Annotated in this window: 16 protein-coding genes; 11 read left to right on the top strand and 5 right to left on the bottom strand. The window is 62.2% G+C overall.

The window, feature by feature from the left end:
* Window positions 1–97: 97 nt before the first annotated feature.
* Window positions 98–1,246, bottom strand: a complete 1,149-nt coding sequence (locus B0G82_RS23700; protein WP_106276824.1) for a porin — start codon at window positions 1,244–1,246, stop codon at window positions 98–100.
* A 633-nt stretch (window positions 1,247–1,879) separates the two neighbouring features.
* On the opposite strand from B0G82_RS23700, the gene B0G82_RS23695 reads away from it, so the two are divergent.
* The gene (locus B0G82_RS23695) at window positions 1,880–2,416 is read left to right on the top strand and encodes a hypothetical protein (RefSeq protein ID WP_012426185.1); all 537 of its coding nucleotides are present in this window, start codon (window positions 1,880–1,882) and stop codon (window positions 2,414–2,416) included.
* A 217-nt stretch (window positions 2,417–2,633) separates the two neighbouring features.
* Entirely contained in the window at window positions 2,634–4,586 is a 1,953-nt protein-coding gene (locus B0G82_RS23690) for an alkaline phosphatase PhoX (protein WP_121309242.1), read from the top strand.
* 55 nt (window positions 4,587–4,641) lie between these two features.
* Here the strand turns inward: B0G82_RS23690 and B0G82_RS23685 are convergent, their stop codons facing one another.
* On the bottom strand, window positions 4,642–5,076 hold the full coding sequence (locus B0G82_RS23685) for a hypothetical protein (protein ID WP_121309241.1): 435 nt from the start codon (window positions 5,074–5,076) through the stop codon (window positions 4,642–4,644).
* 238 nt (window positions 5,077–5,314) lie between these two features.
* Between B0G82_RS23685 and B0G82_RS23680 the strand changes: the two genes are divergently transcribed.
* The 6 genes from B0G82_RS23680 to ggt all read left to right on the top strand — a co-directional run bounded on the left by B0G82_RS23680 (window position 5,315) and on the right by ggt (window position 12,231).
* Window positions 5,315–6,016: a CDP-alcohol phosphatidyltransferase family protein gene (locus tag B0G82_RS23680; protein WP_121309240.1), complete on the top strand. Its 702-nt coding sequence runs from the start codon at window positions 5,315–5,317 to the stop codon at window positions 6,014–6,016.
* Window positions 6,013–6,825 (top strand): 2OG-Fe(II) oxygenase, encoded by an 813-nt coding sequence (locus B0G82_RS23675; protein WP_116123162.1) that lies wholly within the window; start codon window positions 6,013–6,015, stop codon window positions 6,823–6,825. Before B0G82_RS23680 ends, B0G82_RS23675 begins: the two co-directional genes overlap by 4 nt.
* On the top strand, window positions 6,822–7,841 hold the full coding sequence (locus B0G82_RS23670; RefSeq protein ID WP_116145976.1) for a lysylphosphatidylglycerol synthase domain-containing protein: 1,020 nt from the start codon (window positions 6,822–6,824) through the stop codon (window positions 7,839–7,841). The genes B0G82_RS23675 and B0G82_RS23670 overlap by 4 nt, the downstream gene beginning before the upstream one ends.
* A 27-nt stretch (window positions 7,842–7,868) precedes the next feature.
* Window positions 7,869–8,633, top strand: coding sequence for a phosphocholine cytidylyltransferase family protein (locus B0G82_RS23665; RefSeq protein ID WP_106276841.1), 765 nt, complete (start codon window positions 7,869–7,871; stop codon window positions 8,631–8,633).
* A 252-nt stretch (window positions 8,634–8,885) separates the two neighbouring features.
* On the top strand, window positions 8,886–10,289 hold the full coding sequence (locus B0G82_RS23660; RefSeq protein WP_121309239.1) for an MFS transporter: 1,404 nt from the start codon (window positions 8,886–8,888) through the stop codon (window positions 10,287–10,289).
* Between the two features lie 208 nt (window positions 10,290–10,497).
* Complete coding sequence (gene ggt / locus B0G82_RS23655) at window positions 10,498–12,231, top strand: gamma-glutamyltransferase (protein WP_121309238.1); 1,734 nt, start codon at window positions 10,498–10,500, stop codon at window positions 12,229–12,231.
* Window positions 12,232–12,365: 134 nt separating this feature from the next.
* Here ggt and B0G82_RS23650 read toward each other — a convergent pair whose 3' ends face one another.
* Window positions 12,366–13,403 carry a trypsin-like peptidase domain-containing protein gene (locus tag B0G82_RS23650; RefSeq protein ID WP_121309237.1) on the bottom strand — a complete coding sequence of 346 codons (1,038 nt, stop codon included), beginning with the start codon at window positions 13,401–13,403 and terminating at the stop codon, window positions 12,366–12,368.
* A 283-nt stretch (window positions 13,404–13,686) separates the two neighbouring features.
* Between B0G82_RS23650 and B0G82_RS23640 the strand changes: the two genes are divergently transcribed.
* Both B0G82_RS23640 and ppk2 read left to right on the top strand, forming a co-directional pair.
* The gene (locus B0G82_RS23640) at window positions 13,687–14,085 is read left to right on the top strand and encodes a VOC family protein (RefSeq protein ID WP_106276851.1); all 399 of its coding nucleotides are present in this window, start codon (window positions 13,687–13,689) and stop codon (window positions 14,083–14,085) included.
* 156 nt (window positions 14,086–14,241) lie between these two features.
* The gene (gene ppk2, locus B0G82_RS23635) at window positions 14,242–15,168 is read left to right on the top strand and encodes a polyphosphate kinase 2 (RefSeq protein ID WP_116123167.1); all 927 of its coding nucleotides are present in this window, start codon (window positions 14,242–14,244) and stop codon (window positions 15,166–15,168) included.
* Window positions 15,169–15,278: 110 nt separating this feature from the next.
* On the opposite strand, the gene B0G82_RS23630 is transcribed toward ppk2, so the two are convergent.
* Window positions 15,279–16,865 (bottom strand): inorganic phosphate transporter, encoded by a 1,587-nt coding sequence (locus B0G82_RS23630; RefSeq protein ID WP_121309235.1) that lies wholly within the window; start codon window positions 16,863–16,865, stop codon window positions 15,279–15,281.
* A 208-nt stretch (window positions 16,866–17,073) separates the two neighbouring features.
* The gene (locus tag B0G82_RS23625; protein ID WP_258875785.1) at window positions 17,074–17,703 is read right to left on the bottom strand and encodes a short chain dehydrogenase; all 630 of its coding nucleotides are present in this window, start codon (window positions 17,701–17,703) and stop codon (window positions 17,074–17,076) included.
* Window positions 17,704–17,932: 229 nt separating this feature from the next.
* Between B0G82_RS23625 and B0G82_RS23620 the strand changes: the two genes are divergently transcribed.
* Window positions 17,933–18,814, top strand: coding sequence for a CHAD domain-containing protein (locus B0G82_RS23620; protein ID WP_121309234.1), 882 nt, complete (start codon window positions 17,933–17,935; stop codon window positions 18,812–18,814).
* Window positions 18,815–18,827 lie beyond the last annotated feature (13 nt).

The raw sequence follows: 18,827 nt of genomic DNA, 5'->3' as shown, positions 1-18,827 counted from the left end.
ACGTAAAGTCATAAAACCCGCGACGTGAGCGTGTCACGCGCGGGTTGTGTGCGCCGCGAATCGAATCATTCGCTCCGCAGGCATCAACTGAAAATACTTAGAAGCGGTGACGCAAGCCGACTGCTGCCGCCACCTGATTGCCGTTCGACGACGGCGCGAGCGTATTGATCGCCGCAACGTTCGAACCGAAGTTGCCGAGTTCGCCCGAGGCATGCTGATACACGCCTTCCACGTACACGTCGGTGCGCTTGCTCAGCGAGTAGTCGCCTTGCAGAGACACCGTGTGCCACTTCGGATCGCCCGAGCCATTCGAGCCGGACATCTTGCCGTCGGTGAACGTATACGAGGCCGCGAGGCTCAGTGCCGGCGTGAGCGCATAGCGGCCGTTCACTTCGTAGTTGTCAAGGTGCAGGTTGGTGCCGGCGACGCCAGGCAGCGTCGTACCGCCGACGTCCACGCCAGTGATGCCGTCGAGCTGCGTATGCGTATAGACGAAACCGACCGTTGCCGGACCGTACGTGTAGTTGATACCCGCGCCGTACGTGCGTTGCAGATTGGCCGCGACCGCCGCGGTGCCGTCGCCTTGCGACACCGCGCCGCTCAGGTTCGAACTGCCGGATTGGTTCAGTTGCAGGTAAGCGGCGGCAACGCTCAACGGCCCGTTGTCATACGAAGCGCCGACGCTCCATGCGCGGTTGTTGGAGAAATCACCGGCCGAGTTGCTGAAACCGTACAGACCGCCGAACTTCAGCCCCGCGTAGTTCGCGCTCGTGTACTTGACGGCGTTCTTGATCGAGAACGAGTTGTCGAGGTTGTCGTTATCGAGCGGGTGCGCCGCGAGGTTGTTGCCGTAGCCGGCGCCTGCTTCGGACAGCGGCGCCAGGTAGTCGACCACGGAATCGTATTGGCGGCCGAGCGTCAGCGCACCGTACTGATCGCTCTTCAGACCGACGAACGCCTGACGGTTGAACATCGTGTTGCTTTCCGTGTCCTGGCCGTTATTCAGGTTGAAGCCGCTCTCCAACGTAAAAATCGCATGCAGGCCGCCGCCGAGGTCTTCGCTGCCACGCAGGCCGAAGTAGGTGTCCGACGCCGAGCCGCTGCCTTGTTGCCAGTTGCTATGGCCACCCTGGTTATTCGAGTAGACGAGGCCGGCGTCCAGCGTGCCGTACAAGGTGACGCTGCTCTGGGCATGAGCGCTAATGGCAACCGCGCTGAGGACGCCTGCGATGAGGGTTTTTTTCATGGTTAGATAGCTCCGAAACAGTGCATAGGGAATCGCATTCGAGTGCTCACCGCCAATTACGCCGGCGGCCTGACGATCCGCTGCGAAGTGTATTCCTGCTATTCGTATCTTTAATTGCGGATGGCACAACAATGATTTTTCTAATTCGTAATAGCGAATGAGGAATTGTTTAAGTATGGATAAGTAAAGGAAAAATCAATTTGACGATGAATTCATGCGGGCCGTGTCAACATCGTATTGTTGCCGGATCGCGACGACTTGCCGCAAGCCATTGGCAGTATGGGTTGGTGTCTATTTTGAGATATTTAGTCGATCTATTCTGTTTCCCGCAATGCACTCTTTCAATTTCCCGGATCTATCTCATTGAATTACGGTTTTACAATTCGTCTCGCCCCTTGACCAAGGGTGTCTTTTTCATTTTTATGCGCGGCCTTCGGGCCGCGTCTTTTATGTGTTTTTATGGTCGGTTTATAAGTTCTCGCAAATGCGGAAATAGATTATTTCGATTGCGGTTGCGGTTGCGATTGCCGCGGCTTGTCCGTTCGTCAGAGGGCCGCATCCGCCGTGAGCGGGGCGGGTAGAATTGCGCGCTTGAGATGTGTTTCCGCCCCCGCGAACGTGAGTGAACCTGCAATGACCGATCTACCCCTTCCATCGTCCGACACCGCTGAAGATCTCACGACGGAAGGCGCGTCCGAACTGGGCGAAACCGTGCATGAAGCGCGTCTGTGGCGCGACGACGGCTGGACCGCGCGCGTCATCAAGAATGAAGACGACGAAGGCTGGGCCGTCGCCATGATCAAGGACGGCGAAGCGGAACCCGCGCTCGTCGGTCCGTGGACCATGGGCCGCAACAAGAAGGATCCGAAGCCGCTGGACACGTCGGCGTTCAACACGCTGGTGAAGACGGCGTCGGAAGTGCTGCGGCGCCATGAGCAGCAACTGCGCGCGCAGCTGCATAAGGAAGTGCGGGTGGCGAGCGCGGACGGCAACGACGAACTCGACATCACGCTCGACATCGTTCCCGACGAAGATGAGCCCTATGCATTGCTGACCGCGCTCGATACATTCGGCGAGCAGCTCGCGCAAGTGCAGGTCGCGCCTAACTTCAAGCTCAGCAAGGCAAGTGCGGCGGCGTGGGTCGAGAACGAGTTTCGTCGTCCGGGTTAAAAGCCGCGCCGCTGCGGCCGGCGGCAGGCTCCGGGGCTCGCCGGCGTCGTCTGTCGACGGCTTGGATTTAAATTACTAAAGCCTGTCAATATACTTTCATATTCGCTTCATAGAATCCTCGCGTCATAGCGGCGCGAGCGTGAACCATGTGGTTTGGGTCTGAGTGCGTGCCGGCTGTGCATTCACCCACGCTACCCAAACACTGGATCACGACAACATGGCAGAGCCGCTCGACCTTTCCCGCCGCAAGGCCCTGAAACTTCTCATGGGCGCGCCGATGCTGCCGCTCGGCGGACTCGCCACCGCCTCCATGCTGACCGCTTGCGGCGGCAGCGACGAGCTGGCGACGCCCGTCAAACCGGTTGCCAACTTCGTCTCCGCGGCGTTCGCCAGCATGGCCGCGCCGACGCTGGCCGACCCCGCCGCCATGGCGAAGACCACAGTCGGCTCGACCTTGACGGTACAACTGAGCGACGGCAGCAGCCGCGCGTTCAAGCTGGCGTATCAGCCGTTCTTCGTCACCGGCGACAACGTGCCGAACGTGAAGGGCGGGACGATTCTTGCCGGCGGCTATTTCGACATCAACAATCAGCCGATCGTCGATAAATCGGTGGCGGGCAAGGAGCGCCAGTTCTACTCGGATTGCCCGGACGGCAGCTCGCTGATCCGCCTCGACAATCCCACGGTGAAGGGCCTCAAGGGCAACGCGGTATTCGCCGTGGTGCAGTTCGAATACACCACGCGCGATCAGAGTCTGGTCTCGATGTACGGCCAGTTGCCGTCGCCGATCGCCGTGCTCACGCTCGACCAGGACCCGGCTACCGGCAAGCTCACGCTGGCGGGCTACTCGAACGTCGATACATCGAAGGCCCATGGCTTGTGGATCACCTGCGGCGCGAGCCTGTCGCCGTGGAATACGCATCTGTCGAGTGAAGAGTACGAGCCGGACGCCACCACGATCGCCAGCAACAGCCAGTTCAAGGGCTTCAGCCGCAGCTTGTATGGCGATGAAACCACCGCGAACCCGTATCACTACGGGCATCTGCCGGAAGTCACCGTGAATCCGGACGGCACCGGCACGATCAAAAAGCACTACTGCCTTGGCCGCATTTCGCACGAACTGATTCAGGTGATGCCGGACAAGCGCACCGTCCTGATGGGCGACGACGCCACCAATGGCGGCCTGTTCATGTTCATCGCGGATCGCGAAGCCGATCTGTCGGCGGGCACGTTATACGTCGCGAAGTGGACGCAGGTGTCGGCGAGCGGCGCGGGCGCGGCCACGCTGTCGTGGATCAAGCTGGGCCACGCGGCCAGCGACGAAATCGAGGCGCTCGCCAATCAGCTGCGCGCCAGCGACATCATGGACGTCGCGACCAAAGATCCGCTCGATCCGGCCTACACGAAGATCAACTACAACGGCACGTTCAACTGGGTGCGCGTCAAGCCCGGCATGACGCAGGCGGCAACGTTCCTCGAGACGCATCGCTATGCGGCGCTGGCCGGCGGCAGCATGGGCTTCACCAAGCTCGAAGGCACGACGGTCAATATCAAGGACAAGGTGCTTTATTCGGCGATGTCGCGTATCGAGAAGTCGATGGTGCGCGGCAATGCCGCATCCACCGACGTGGCCGTCGATAAGACAATCAGCGCCGGCGCGGTCTACGCGCTGAACATGAAGGGCGGCCAGCGCGACCGCGGCGGCGCCGCGATCAACAGCGAATGGGTGCCGGTGGACATGGCCGCGCCCGCGGCGCTGGTCGGCGAGGATCTGCCGACGGCCGACGCGCTCGGCAACACCGCGAATCCCGAGCGCATTGCCAACCCGGACAACCTCAAGTTCTCGGAGAAGCTGCGCACGCTCTTTATCGGCGAGGACAGCGGCATGCACGTGAACAACTTTCTGTGGGCGTACAACGTCGACACGAAGACGCTCGCGCGCGTGCTTTCATGTCCGGCCGGCGCCGAATCAACGGGCCTGCACGCGGTCGATGAAATCAACGGCTGGACTTACGTGATGAGCAACTTTCAGCACGTCGGCGACTGGGAAAGTCCGTTGCACGACAAGATCAAATCGACGCTCGATCCGCTTGTGCGGGCGAACTATAAGGACCGCTTCGGGGCGACGGTGGGGTATCTGACGGCGGAGCCGGCGGGGATTAAGTTGTAGGCCCAAGGCGGGGGCGAGCGGTCATTCACGCAAAGCCCTGCCGCCCCCTGCCGCCTCAACTCCGCTTGCAAAAAATCGCCGTAATCAGCGGCGCTACGCGGTGCACGATCGCCGTGCTGCCGGTGCCGGCAATCGCGTTCCGCACTTTCGCCTCGCTGCCGAACACCACGACGCCGTAGGCCGAACGCGCGACCGGTTCGCCGTCGCCGACACGGAACATGGGGTCGTCTTTTTCGTAGCCGACCACCGCGAACACCCGAAAGCCATATGCCGTCAAATCCGCGCCGGACGTCGGCGAAAAGGCGTTGATCGAGTTGCTCTCCACACGCGTGGGCTTCGGGTCGATCAGCTGTTGGTCCGCGAGGTCGGCAATGAACTGATGGCCGCTTTCATTGCAGGCGAGCGGCGCGTCGAGCGCGGTGGCGTAACTGGCGAGCGGCAACGCGGTGGCTGCCAGAGCAAGGAGTACAGACGAAAGAAAGCGTTTCATAAGCGTGGACGGCCACCTGAATCGATGTAGTGTGTTCGCAACGGGCGGTGGCGTGGACTCGAGACCCGAAAAGACGTTGCGCATCGAAGTCATACCCTTGGCAGGCGCAACTGGTTTGTACTTTATCGCGATTCGGCAAATCTTGCTTCGCAGGCAGCACGGATCGGGAACCAACGGCGCCTAACGAAACGTACGGGAAGAAAGCAATCTTTTGCGATCCCGTATATATTTCCGGGTTATGAATTCGCGACCCGAAACTCCAATTAACGTTCCGCCGCCCAGAACATGGGACGCGCGGCTCGCCCGCCGCCTCGTGACTCCGCTCGTGAACACGTGGGTCACCCCGAACCATCTGACCACGCTGCGCCTCCTGAACGGGCTGGCAGGCGCGCTCTGCCTCGCTCACGGCGCGTTCGCGTGGGCTAATGCCGGCGCCTTCCTGATCGTGCTGTCGAACTTCGTTGACCACACGGACGGCGAACTCGCGCGCATCAGTGGCAAGTCGAGCCGGATCGGTCATTTTTACGACCTGGCTTGCGACGCGCTCGTGACCGTCATGTTGTTCGTCGGCATGGGTGTCGGAGCGGGCGCCTCGCATATCGCGGGCTTGAAAATCGCGCCGGGTGTGCTCGGCGCGGTGGCCGGCGTAGCGATCGCGCTGATTTTCTTCCTGCGCATGCGCATCGAGGAAATGGCGGGCAAGGCAGGCACTAAGCAGGCCTCCGTCGGCGGTTTCGAAACTGAAGACGTCCTGTATCTGCTGCCGATCGTCACACTGACTAGCGTCGTCTTGCCGTTCGTCGTGGTTGCGTCGATCGGCGCGCCGCTTTTCGCGGTCTGGGTGGTGGTCGACTACTGGCGCGTTGCGCGCCGTGCCGCCAGCCCGGCGCCGGCTGCCGCCAGTACGTCCGAAACCCGTCAAATGTGGGCCAGCGAATGAGTACGCAGGCCGAAAACGACGTGATCGCGTCAGTTCCGTTAGAACGTTCGCCGGCTGCATCGCCCGCACCGAATGCCGACCGGGCGGTCGCGAGCCGCACGCGCGGGTTCGACAACCCGCGTCTGCGCAAGGATTTCGCGGAGCAGGGCGCGTTTCTTTATCTGGAAGACTTTCTCGCGCCCGAAGTCACGGCGCAGCTCGTGCATAGCGCGCGTTCGCTGCTCGACGAGGTGAACCGCAACTATCTGCCGGGCCACAAGCAGGGCGGCAGTGTCAGCCGTCATACGATCGACCGCCTCGCGCCGTTCATCGCCGAACTGTACCGCTCGAAGGAATTGATCGGCTGGCTGGAGCAACTGAGCGGCGACAAACTCCAGCTTTCGCCCGCCGACGATCCGCATGCGTACGCGCTTTACTACTACACGCGGCAAGGCGACCACATCGGCTGGCACTACGATACTTCGTACTATGACGGCCGCCGCTATACGCTGCTGCTCGGCGTGATCGACGAATCGTCGTGCCGGCTCGACTACGAACTCCACACGCGTAATCCGGATGTGGCGGATCAGCCGGGCTCGGTGCAGATTCCGCCCGGTGGCCTCGTGTTCTTCGACGGCGACAAGTTGCGGCATCGCATCACGCCCGCCGGCGCGAACGAAATGCGCGTGTCGCTCACTTTCGAATACGTCACCGATCCGAATATGCGGCCGTGGCGCCGCTTCATCTCGAACATGAAGGACGCAATTGCGTACTTCGGCTTCCGCCAGGTTTTTCGCCAGATGACCCAACGCGGGAAGGACCGCGCATGAGCCGCGCGGCCCTGATTCTGCTGTCGATCGGGACAGCGCTGTTTGTCGGCCTGCTCGCGTGGCAGGGTTTCGGCTCGGTTGCTTCGACACTGCTTACCGCTGGCTGGGGACTCGCGCTCGTCGCGGCGTTCCACCTCGTGCCGGTGCTTCTCGATGCCGGCGCGATCTCGGTGTTGTTCCATCCTCGTCGCGACGGCATTCATCACGATCTGACATGGCGCGACGCGCTGTTCGCGCGCTGGATCGGCGAGTCGGTGAATAGCCTGCTGCCGGCCGGCCAGATCGGCGGACCGGTGGTCATGGTGCGGCAACTGTCCCAGCGTGGCATGCGCATGCGCGATGCGGCCGCGGCGATCACGGTGAGCACGACCGCGCAGGCGCTCGCGCAAATCATCTTCGCGCTGGGCGGACTTTTGCTGTTCGGCGCTTACGCAGCGCACGGCGCGCTGCACGATCTGCGGACTGCCACGCTGATCGCGACCGGCGTGCTGGGCGCGATGATCGTCGGGTTTTACTATGCGCAGCGGCGCGGCCTGTTCGGGCGCTTGCTCGGCATGGTCTCCAAGGTTTTCGGCAAGCGCGACTGGTCTTCGCTGATGACGCGCGCCGAAGCTGTCGACGCCGCCGTGCAGGCCATGTATCGCGAACGCGGCCGCGTGGCGGCAAGCTTCGCCATGAGTCTTGTGGGCTGGATCGTCGGCACGGTGGAAGTGTGGCTCGCGCTGCGCTTTCTCGGCCATCCGGTCGACTGGGTCGACGCGTTGTTGCTCGAAAGCCTGGGCCAGGCCATTCGCGGCGCGGCGTTCATGATTCCCGGCTCGCTCGGCGTGCAGGAAGGCGGCTATCTGTTGCTCGCGCCGCTGGTCGGTTTGCCGCCGGACGCGGCCTTGGCCTTGTCGCTCGCCAAGCGCGCCCGCGAAATCCTGCTAGGCTTGCCGGGTCTGCTGGTTCTGCACTTCAGCGAACGAAGCTGGCAACGGCGCCGCGCGACAGGGCGCGTGCCGGTTGTCGATTAAACTCCGTATTTTTTCAAAGGACCGCGCATGCGTGCCATCATCCTCGCTGCGGGCCTCGGCCTGCGTCTTCAGCAACCGCCGGAAGCTCAGTTCCCGAAGTGCCTGTTGCAATTCGACGGCATGAGCCTGCTCGAACGGCATCTGCAAATGCTCGAAACCGCCGGCGTGACTGAAGTCGTGCTGGCGCTCGGCTTTCAGCCGGAATCGGTGCAGGCGGAACTGGAGCGCATCAATTGGCCGCACAAGGTGGAAACCGTGCTGAACACGCGTTACGACCTGGGCAGCGTGCTGACGGTGCACACGGTGGCCGAGGCGTTGACGCGCGGCGGCGACGTGCTGTTGATGGACGCCGACGTGCTTTACGACGAGCGCATTCTGGCTGCTTTGGTGGCGGGCGAGACGGTCAACCGCCTGTTAATCGACCGTGATTTCGAAGCTGGCGACGAACCGGTCAAGCTGTGCCTGAAAGACGGCGTGCCGGTCGAGTTGCGCAAGCAGCTCGCGGTGAATCTCGAGTACGACACGATCGGTGAATCGGTCGGGTTCTTCCGCTTCCGGCAGGAAACCGCGCAACGCTTCGCGCAGATCGTGGCCGGCTATGTGGACAGCGGCCGGGCCAACCTGCCGCACGAAGAAGCGGTACGCGATCTGCTGCTGGAGCGCAGCCAGGTGTTCGATACCGCGGACGTCACCGGCGCGCCCTGGATCGAAATCGACTTCCCGAACGATGTGGCTCGCGCAAGCGCCGAGATCCTGCCGCAACTGCAGCCGTTGGTCAGCGCATCGCGTTAAGTTATCCGTCTGCCTGTTCGCTGACGTATCGAAGGTTGAGCCGGCTGAATGCCGGCTCAACCTTTTTGCGTTTGCTTTTGCGTTTACGTAAGTTGACGGATCGCGCACTCACGCGTTGCGACGCTGCGTGGTTGCGCGTTCAACCATGCGTGTCTATCCGAATGAAAAGACCTCGCGCAACAACATCTGTTGCCGATGCGATGCCATAATCGACGCTTTACACCGGCGGCCTTGCAACCCGTCGCCATGCCAATGCCTCTCGCTTTAGGCACTTTCATTGTTCCGCTGATCGTCGCGTGTGCGATGTTCATGGAAAACGTGGACGGCACGGTCATCGTGACGTCGCTGCCGGTTCTGGCGCGCGATCTCGGCCAGGACCCCATCACCCTTAAGCTTGCCGTCACGGCTTATGTCATCAGCCTCGGCGTATTCATTCCAATCTGCGGCTGGGTCGCTGATCGCTTCGGTTCGCGCACGGTGTTTCGCGCCGCGATCGGCGTCTTCATGGCCGGCTCGCTGATGTGCGCGGCTTCCACGTCGCTCGGCACGTTTGTGGTTGCGCGATTCGTGCAAGGCCTCGGCGGCGCGATGATGGTGCCGGTGGGCCGCATCATCATTTTCCGTTCTGTGCCGAAGTCCGATTTCATCCGTGCAGTCAACTATCTAACGGTGCCGGCTTTGCTCGGACCGGTGGTCGGGCCGCCGCTGGGTGGTTTCATCACCACGTATCTGCACTGGCGTCTGATCTTTTTCATCAACATTCCAATTGGCCTGCTGGGCATCTGGCTCGCGAACAAACACATCGCCAACGTGCGCGAAGCGCATCCGGGCCGGCTCGACTGGACCGGTTTCTTTTTGTCCGCGAGCGGGGCGTCGCTGTTCATGCTGGGGCTCTCGCTAGTGGGCGGCGAGTTGGTGTCGAACCCGGTGTCGGTCGGCATGTGCGTGATCGGCGTGGTGTTGCTGACGCTGTATGTGCTGTACGCGAGCCGCGTCGAATTGCCTGTGCTCGATCTTCGGCTGCTGCGCATTCCGAGTTTTCACGCGAGCGTGGTGGGTGGCTCGCTGTTTCGCATCGGCCTCGGGGCGGTGCCGTTTCTGTTGCCACTTGCATTGCAGGAAGGCCTCGGCATGACGGCGTTCAAGTCCGGGTCGATTACCTGTGCGTCCGCATTCGGCTCGATCTTCATGAAGGCGGCCGCGTCGCGCATTCTCGAGCGTTTCGGTTTCCGCACGGTGCTGATGTTCAACGCTTGCTGCGCGGGCCTCGCCATCGCGGTCTACGGTCTGTTTTTTCCTGGCACGCCGCATTGGTTGATCTGGTGCGTCGTGCTGTTCGGCGGTTTCTTTCCGTCACTGCAGTTCACGTCGTTGAACACTTTGGCATACGCGGATATTCCGAGCCGCGACGTGGGTCGCGCGACGAGTGTCGCAAGCGTGATCCAGCAAATTTCGCTGGGCCTCGGCGTGACGATCGCAGGTATCGTGCTGCAGATTTCGCATAACGTGCAGGGTCATTCGACCATTGTTTTCTCTGATTTCTGGCCGGCTTTTCTGGTGGTCGGGCTGTTCTCGTTCATGTCGATTCCGATTACCGCTCGACTGCCACACAACGCCGGCGATGAGATTGCGCGCGGCAGTCGCGGACGCGCATAAAGCGCCGTACCGCGCGGCATGCCGCATGTTGAAGAAGCCTGTCCCGGCTGTTTTGACGCGCGCTTCCCGGCGCGGTCCAACCGGTCTTTTTGTGTGCCGCAGCATGAACCCTACGACATCTAGCGGCTTCGCAAGCGCGTAGTTCACATGTTATAAACCCTCGAGACATCTGTATTCATCGGATAAGAGTCGTCTTGGGGGATATGCAATGAAGTTGTTCCGCAACGTTAAATCGTCGGCCAGCGGATTCGCGCTGGTCGCACTCGTCTCTGTTTCCACCGGCTTTCTCGAAGCCACGCCGGCAATCGCCAAGCCGCCCGCGAAAGCCCAACCGGCTGTCCTCACGGCCTCCGCCATCGCGGTCGCGGACAAGTTCAGCGCCGACGCCGCCGAGCAGATCTTCAAGGAAGGCGGCAACGCCGTCGACGCAGCCGTAGCCATTGCCTTCACGCTTGCCGTGACGTATCCGGAAGCGGGCAACATCGGCGGCGGCGGTTTCATGACGCTCTATGTCGACGGCAAGCCCTACTTCCTCGACTATCGCGAGCGAGCGCCGCTGGCCGCGACCCGGAACATGTATCTCGACGACAAGGGCGAAGTCATCAAAGGCATGAGCCTGTACGGCTACCGCGCGGTCGGCGTGCCGGGCACCGTGGACGGCATGTGGCAGGCGCAGCGCCGCTTCGGCAAGCTCAAGTGGAAGCAGGTGCTTGCGCCGGCCATCCACTACGCGCGCGATGGTTTCGAGGTCAGCCAGCAGTTGCAGGAACGCCGCGACGATGCCGCGAAAGAGTTCGCCGGCAAGACCAATTTCGACACCTACTTCGGCAATCTGAAGCAGGGCGTCAACTTCAAGCAGCCGGATCTGGCCGCTGTATTGCAGCGCATTTCAGATCAGGGCGTCAAAGACTTCTACCAGGGCAAGACGGCTGATCTGATCGCGGCGTCCATGCGCGGCCACGGTCTGATCACCAAGGCCGATCTGCAGCAATACAAAGCAGTGTGGCGTGAGCCGATTCAGGCCGACTGGAACGGCTATCGCGTCTACACGGCGCCGCCTCCGAGCTCGGGCGGTATCGGTCTCGTGCAGTTGCTGAAAATGAAGGCCGACCTTGCGCCCGACTTCAAGGACGTCACGCCCAATTCCGCTCAATACGTGCACCTGATCGCGGAAATCGAAAAGCGCGTGTTCGCCGACCGCGCGCAATACCTCGGCGATCCTGACTTCTACAAGGTGCCGGTCGCGCAATTGACGGACGACGCATATATCGCCAGGCGCGCCGGCGAAGTGAATCCGAATGCGCCTTCGGACACGAAGAGCATTCAGGCCGGCCTCGGCACGTCGATGCCGGAGAAAGCGGAAACCACGCACTTCTCGGTGATCGACAAGTGGGGTAACGCCGTGTCGAACACGTACACCATCAACGGCTATTTCGGTTCGGGTGTGGTGGCGGACCGCACGGGCATCGTGCTGAACGACGAGATGGACGACTTCTCCGCGAAGCCGGGCGTTGCGAATATGTTCGGCGTGGTGGGCAGCGACGCGAACGCGATCGAACCGAAGAAGCGGCCGCTCTCCTCGATGAGCCCGACGATCCTGACGAAGGACGGCAAAGTATCGCTCGTGATCGGCACGCCGGGTGGCTCGCGCATCTTCACGTCGATCTTCCAGGTGATCAATAACGTCTACGACTACAACATGCCGCTGCAGCAGGCTGTCGCCGCGATGCGTTTCCATCATCAGTTGTCGCCGCCCAACACGATCTTCTGGGAGCCGTATAAGCCGATCGACGGCGAACTCGCCAAGCAGATCGAAGCCAAGGGTTACACGCTGAAGGGGCAGGATTTCAGCGGCGATATCCAGGCGATCAAGATCAACGGCGATACGCCGGAAGCCGCGGCCGATCCGCGCGGCCGGGGTGTGACGCGCGTGATCCAGTAAGCGTTTTTATTGCGGGGTATTGGGCAGTGCATCTTGAGTTGAGATGCGCGGCTTTCTAGCAGAAAGAGAAAGCCGCGCGTTCGTTCGAACGCGAGGCTTTTTTGTGCTCGCAGAACATGCACGCCGCTGTTGCCTCAGCTAACCTGCTCGACCGGCGTCAACGTCAATTCGAGCCGCTGCGCGCCGCGCAACACCGTCACATTGACGGGTCTGTCAATGCGCGATGCGTCGAGCGTGCGCTGCAAACTGTCCACATCCTGCACGGCCTGCGTATCGATCGCGATAATCGTATCGTCGGTGCGCAGGCCGCCGAGCGCGGCGGGGCTGCCTTTGACGATCTCCATGACATGTACGCCGCTTTCCGAGCTCAAGCCGAAATAGCGCTGCACGCGGCGCGACAGCGGCCTGGTGGTGCCCGCCACGCCGATATACGCGCGCCGCACGCGGCCATGCGCGAAGATCTGCATGATGACCCACTTGGCGGTGTCGATCGCGGTGGCGAAACAGATGGCTTGCGCGCCAGGAATGATCGCGGTATTCACGCCAATCACCTGGCCCGCCGAATTGATCAGCGGACCGCCCGAATTGCCGGGATTGAGCGCGGCGTCGGTCTGGATCACGTCGTAGATCATGCGCCCCGAATTCGAACGTAGCGAGCGGCCGAGCGCCGACACGACACCGGTTGTGACCGTTTGCGCGAGGCCGAGCGGATTGCCGACCGCGATCGCAATCTGCCCGACGCGCAGCTTCGACGACTCGCCGAGTTCGACATGCGGCAGCGGCTCGGGCGAGCCGATCCGCAAGACGGCCAGATCGCTGCCGGGGTCGTCGCCGACCAGATCGGCGTCGAATTTCGCGCCGTCGGCGAGCGTCACGGTGATGTGGGTGGCGCCGTGCACCACATGACTATTGGTGAGCAGGTAGCCGTCGGGCGTGAACAGAAAACCCGAGCCGGTGCCGCCGCGCGAACCGCGGCTGGACGGCTCGCCGGGCAGGCGCCGTTCGACGGCAATGAAGGCGACGGCTTGCTGGACGCGTTCCAGCGCGCCGATCACGGTGCGGGAATAGGCGTCGAGCAGGGCGTCGTCGGAAAAAGGCTTGAGTGTCTCGGGCCCGGGGGCGTCGGATGCGGCGCGCGACAGGTCATCGACGAAGCGTGGGCGGCTTCCCATAGCGATGCTCCGGATAAACGGAATGGCAGATGCGGGGCGCCGCGAAGGTTTTCAAGTGGCCGCGAGGCGCGCCGCGGCGGCGCGCCCTGTGAGACACTTTGCGAAGCCAGTGAGCGCCACAGCCACAGCCACAGCCGCAGCCGCAGCCGCAGCCACAGCCACAGCCACAGCCACAGCCACAGCCACAGCCACAGCCACAGCCACAGCCACAGCCACAGCCACAGCCACGGCATGCACCGTGCTGGGCAGGTGACACGTCTGGCATGCCAAGGAGAGAGCCGCCATGAACTCAGCCGCCACATCAGCCTCGTCGAGCCGGCCCACGGAACCGCAAATCGAATCGATCAGCGCCATCACGCTCGCCACCCGCGATATGCCGCGCGCCGTGCTGTTTTATGAAGCACTCGGGTTTCCGATGAAATTCGGTGGTCCGCAGGAGGCTTTTACATCGTTTGCGTTCGGCGGTTCGTATCTGAACCTGATCGTCGATACGCGCGCGCCGGTCGCCTGGTGGGGCCGCGTGATCATCTACGTCTCCGACGTCGACGCGCTCTATCGCAAAGCGCTGGCGGCCGGGCTGAAGCCGTCGCTCGAACCGTCCGACGCGCCGTGGGGCGAGCGCTATTTCCACATCACCGATCCGGACGGCCACGAACTCAGCTTCGCGAAACCGTTGCGCTAGCGCCGGGCGGCCGGGCGAAACTCGCTATCATGGGAGTTGACAAGGCACGCAGCCGCTGTGGTAACACGGTTGACACCTGACGCTTCGATAATCGAGCGCGTCCGCGTCGTGTTTGCCGCCGCGCGCCTAACCATTTCCGTTGCCAGGAGAGCCGCAATGAAAGAGCAGGATCCGAGACCTGAAGCCGAATTGATGGCCGAGCGGCAGCGCCGTTTCGAAGAAGACCTGATCGACGCCTACGACGAAGAACTCGAGATGGAGGTCGACGACCGCATCATCGACGGCGCGGAGGGCTTCACGGCCGAGCATCGCGAGGCGCGCAAGATGTACTTCCGCGAGCTGTTCCGCTTGCAGGGCGAACTCGTCAAGCTTCAGGACTGGATCGTGCAGACCGGCCACCGCCTCGTGGTGATTTTCGAGGGGCGCGATGCCGCCGGCAAGGGTGGCGCGATCAAACGCATCACGCAACGGCTCAATCCGCGGGTGTGCCGCGTGGCGGCGCTGCCGGCGCCGAATAACCGCGAACGCACGCAATGGTATTTCCAGCGCTACGTGTCGCATCTGCCGGCCGGCGGCGAAATGGTGCTGTTCGATCGCAGCTGGTACAACCGCGCGGGCGTCGAACGCGTAATGAATTTTTGCAGCGACGAAGAATACGAAGAGTTTTTCCGGTCGGTGCCGGAATTCGAAAAGATGCTGGCGCGCAGCGGCGTGCAGATTCTCAAGTACTGGTTTTCGATTACCGACGAAGAGCAGGAAATCCGCTTCCAGAACCGCATTCACGACCCGCTGAAGCAGTGGAAACTGAGTCCCATGGACCTCGAAAGCCGTCGCCGCTGGGAAGCCTATACGCAGGCCAAGGAAGTGATGCTGCAGCGCTCGCACATTCCCGAAGCGCCGTGGTGGGTCGTGCAGGCGGTCGACAAGAAGCGCGCGCGCCTGAACTGCATTAATCACTTGCTGAGCCAGGTGCCGTATCACGAGATCGAGCATTCGCAGATCGAATTGCCCGCTCGCGTCTATCACGACGAGTACAGCCGTCAGCCGGTGCCGGCTTCGATGATTGTGCCCGAGGTGTACTGATCGGCGAGAAAGTACGGTGCGGTGAAATAAAAAAGCGCGGAACGAGCCGCGCTTTTTTCATGCCTTTTTCAGAAGCGGCGGCCGGTTGAGGAACCGGCCGCCGCGTGAACTCAAAACACCGCCCGGAACACCCAGTACAAGCCGGCTGCCAGCGCGATCGAAACCGGCAACGTCAGCACCCAGGCAAGGACCAGGCTGCGCACCGTGCCCCATTGCAGGCCGGAACCATTGGCCGCCATCGTGCCCGCCACGCCCGAGGACAGCACGTGCGTCGTGGAGACCGGCAGGCCGTACATGTCGGCCGCGCCGATCGTGAGCATCGCCACCAGTTCAGCCGATGCACCCTGTCCGTATGTCAGATGCTGCTTGCCGATCTTTTCGCCGACCGTCACGACGATGCGCTTCCATCCCACCATCGTGCCGAGACCCAGCGCGATTGCCACCGCGACCTTCACCCACGTGGGAATGAATTTGGTGGCGTGGTCGGTTTGCGTCTTGAAGTTGCCGATCGTTTTGGCGTCCTCCGGCGAGAATGCCGGCTGCTTGTTTTTGGCCATCAGGCGAATCGCTTCAGAGGCCACGTACATGTTGTTGCGCACGTTATCGACGATGCCTTGCGGCACCGCCGCCATCGAGCCCGACTTGCTGACCTGGCCGGCAATGAGGTCGGTCAGCTGCTGCAAGGCCGGCAGGGTGGCGGGCGTCAACTGGTGCGTGCGCACGTACGCTTCGACATCGGCGCGCGGATTGGCCGAGGGCGTGGCGCCTTGGGTGTACTTGGCGAGCGTCGCCGAGGTTTCGTGCGCGACGGCGAGGAAGGTCTGCGTTTCCGCGGGCGTCACCGCCTTGTTCAGCGCATAGGCCGTCGGCACCGTGCCGATCAGGATCAGCATGATGAGGCCCATGCCTTTCTGGCCGTCGTTCGAGCCATGCGCGAACGAGACGCCCGTGCAGGTCAGAATCAGCAGGCAGCGGATCCAGAACGGCGGCGGCTCCTTGCCCTTGGGTTCGGCATACAGCGCGGGAATGCGCACCACGGCTTTCAGGATCAGCAACAGCAAACCTGCCGCGAGAAAACCGACCAGCGGCGAAAACAGTAACGATTTGCCGACGCCAAGTGCCTGATTCCAGTCCACGCCGCTCGTGCCGTCGGTGCCGTGCATCAACTGGTTCATCAGGCCGACGCCGATGATCGAGCCGATCAGCGTGTGCGAGCTCGACGACGGCAGTCCGAACCACCACGTGCCGAGATTCCAGATGATCGCGGCGATCAGCAAGGCGAACACCATCGCGAACCCGGCGCTGCTGCCGACCTGCAGGATCAGTTCGACGGGCAGCAGTTGCAGCACGCCGAAAGCCACCGCGCCGCTCGACGTCAACACGCCGAGAAAATTCCAGCTGCCGGACCACACCACGGCGAAGTTCGGCGCAAGCGAATGCGTGTAGATCACGGTCGCGACCGCGTTGGCCGTGTCGTGAAAGCCGTTGACGAACTCAAAACCCAGCGCGATCAACAGTGCAATGCCGAGTAGCACGTAAGGCAGAACCGAGCTTTCGCGAACGGGTTGCAGATCGTCCAGTAAGTGCACAGCGCAATACACCGCGCCCACCAGAATCACTGCGAGGAAAATGACGAGGCTGATGTTGCGCCCCTTTCCGGCAGCAGTGCCTGGCTGTGGATACGAAAGTTCCGGCATGACGTGAGCCCCAGGGAGTTTGTCGGGAGTTTCCGATCCTGCGGGGCGTGTGTGTCGTAATGATGACAGTGGCGTGACGCAGCGCTGCGCCGTCGTGGCGCGCGAGCAGGGGCGCGGCCACTGGCGGCGCGTCGCCTTCAGAGTACGGGTTACAGGTTGTCGGATGAGGATGCTCAGATGTCCGAAAAGGCCTGGCCCGTACGACCCGTCATGAGGCGGAGATCACTTCGCCGCTCGCGCCGCCACCGAGGCTGCGTTTGTAGGCCTGCGCTACCAAGGCAACTGGCACACCTTGCGACGGATCGCGGCCCATCGACTCGAGTGTCTCGGCGACCCAGCCCGGGCTGACCACGTTCACGCGGGCTTTGCCGCGCAGTTCGAGCGCCGCCGAACGTGCGAACGCTTCCACGCCGGCATTCACGACGCTGACGGCCGCGCTGCCTTCCATCGGCTGCTGCGCGAGCGTACCGCTCGTCAGGGTGAAGCACGCGCCTTGCGACACGTGTGCCGCGCCGCAGCGCACCAGATTGACCTGGCCCATCAACTTGTTGGCAAGACTGAACGAGAAATCTTCGTCGGAGAGCGAGGCGAGCGGGGCGAACTTCGCTGCGCCCGCCGTGCAGACAACCGCGTCGAGCTTGCCGGCTTGCTGGTACATCGATTCAATGCTGGCCTTGTTCGACAGGTCCACGTGAAGATCGGAACCCTTGCGGCTCGCGGTGACGATGTCGTGTTCGGCGGCGAGCAGCTTGACCACCTCGCCGCCGATCAGACCTGTTGCACCGACAACCAGTATTCGCATACCAACCTCCTGAAAGCTGTTCGTGTTTGCGCCGATCTGGATTGCGGCGCCAGTGCGCGGCCGAACGGCCTCGCGTCAGTTAAAGATACTCGCTCCGTGGTCGCGATGTCGCCGAACACAGAAAAAGACCATGCTCGCTGCGAGGCGAGCGAGGCTTGCGTTGGATCATGCGTGCGGCCCGTCGAAGCGCCACAATCGTGACGTCAATTTTAGTTGGGCGCTTTTTTTGCTACTGTGTTGATAGGGTGTTCTCAAAGGGGCTTTGATGAAGCGCGATAATCCGAAAGGCGAGAAGCAATCCGTCGACAGCGACCCCGCGATTAAAGCGCGCTCCGCTCAAGAGGCCTTCGCGTCGTATGCGGCGCCTCTCGTCGATCACGCGATTGAATACGCCAACGCGGTGCGCGAAGACCCGTCACCGGAAGCGCTGCACAAATTGCGTGTGTCGCTGCGGCGCTTGCGCTCTTTGTGGTGGGCCTTCGAGCCCTTGCTGGAGAAAGGCGAGAACACCCGGCAACGGGCGCTCTATAAGTACCTCGCCACGGCCGCCGGCAAAACGCGCGACTGGGACATTCTGATCGAATTGCTGACGCGCGACGATAACGGCGCACGCAGCGGCGCGAGCGAAATAGCGCCCAAACTCAAGGACGCTCGCGGCGCCGCGTTGACGACGAGCCGCGAGACGCTCTCGAACGCCGACGTCAAGCATCTGCTGCGTGAAGCCTTGTCCAGCGCGTCCAAAGAACTGAATACCGCACATGAACGCATGCCGCTGGAAAAATTCGCGGACCAACGCGTGGCCGCTTCAGAGCGCTCGTTGAAGAAGCGGTTAAAACGCGCGCGGCGTGCGAAGCGCTCCAATTACATTGCCTTTCATAATGTGAGGAAGGCAGGCAAGAAACTGCGCTATCTGCTCGAGTTTTTCGAACCCGTCCTGAGTGGCGGCCGCAAACGCACCCTCAAACGTTTGAAGCAGATCCAGAAACGTTTCGGTACGCTGAACGATGTGGTCGCAAGTGAGATGTTGCTGCGCGACAATGCGACCTTGCTCGCCGGCGTCGGCGATCCTGAAGCGGCGCTTCACTGGCTCGGCAAGGAGCGCAAGCGCCGGATGCGTTCGGCGGCCGGACTGCTGCGCAAGTTGTAAAGCGGCGACGGCG

Origin of the sequence: Paraburkholderia sp. BL17N1, assembly GCF_003634175.1 — a bacterium.
Classification (GTDB): domain Bacteria; phylum Pseudomonadota; class Gammaproteobacteria; order Burkholderiales; family Burkholderiaceae; genus Paraburkholderia.
The sequence above is the reverse complement of the archived record's forward strand: the minus strand, read 5'-3'. Positions and strand labels throughout refer to the sequence as shown.

Coding starts and splice junctions, on each gene's coding strand:
- B0G82_RS23700 (WP_106276824.1), bottom strand. CDS start 1,246: ATGAAAAAAACCCTCATCGCAGGCGTCCTCAGCGCGGTTGCCATTAGC.
- B0G82_RS23695 (WP_012426185.1), top strand. CDS start 1,880: ATGACCGATCTACCCCTTCCATCGTCCGACACCGCTGAAGATCTCACG.
- B0G82_RS23690 (WP_121309242.1), top strand. CDS start 2,634: ATGGCAGAGCCGCTCGACCTTTCCCGCCGCAAGGCCCTGAAACTTCTC.
- B0G82_RS23685 (WP_121309241.1), bottom strand. CDS start 5,076: ATGAAACGCTTTCTTTCGTCTGTACTCCTTGCTCTGGCAGCCACCGCG.
- B0G82_RS23680 (WP_121309240.1), top strand. CDS start 5,315: ATGAATTCGCGACCCGAAACTCCAATTAACGTTCCGCCGCCCAGAACA.
- B0G82_RS23675 (WP_116123162.1), top strand. CDS start 6,013: ATGAGTACGCAGGCCGAAAACGACGTGATCGCGTCAGTTCCGTTAGAA.
- B0G82_RS23670 (WP_116145976.1), top strand. CDS start 6,822: ATGAGCCGCGCGGCCCTGATTCTGCTGTCGATCGGGACAGCGCTGTTT.
- B0G82_RS23665 (WP_106276841.1), top strand. CDS start 7,869: ATGCGTGCCATCATCCTCGCTGCGGGCCTCGGCCTGCGTCTTCAGCAA.
- B0G82_RS23660 (WP_121309239.1), top strand. CDS start 8,886: ATGCCTCTCGCTTTAGGCACTTTCATTGTTCCGCTGATCGTCGCGTGT.
- ggt (WP_121309238.1), top strand. CDS start 10,498: ATGAAGTTGTTCCGCAACGTTAAATCGTCGGCCAGCGGATTCGCGCTG.
- B0G82_RS23650 (WP_121309237.1), bottom strand. CDS start 13,403: ATGGGAAGCCGCCCACGCTTCGTCGATGACCTGTCGCGCGCCGCATCC.
- B0G82_RS23640 (WP_106276851.1), top strand. CDS start 13,687: ATGAACTCAGCCGCCACATCAGCCTCGTCGAGCCGGCCCACGGAACCG.
- ppk2 (WP_116123167.1), top strand. CDS start 14,242: ATGAAAGAGCAGGATCCGAGACCTGAAGCCGAATTGATGGCCGAGCGG.
- B0G82_RS23630 (WP_121309235.1), bottom strand. CDS start 16,865: ATGCCGGAACTTTCGTATCCACAGCCAGGCACTGCTGCCGGAAAGGGG.
- B0G82_RS23620 (WP_121309234.1), top strand. CDS start 17,933: ATGAAGCGCGATAATCCGAAAGGCGAGAAGCAATCCGTCGACAGCGAC.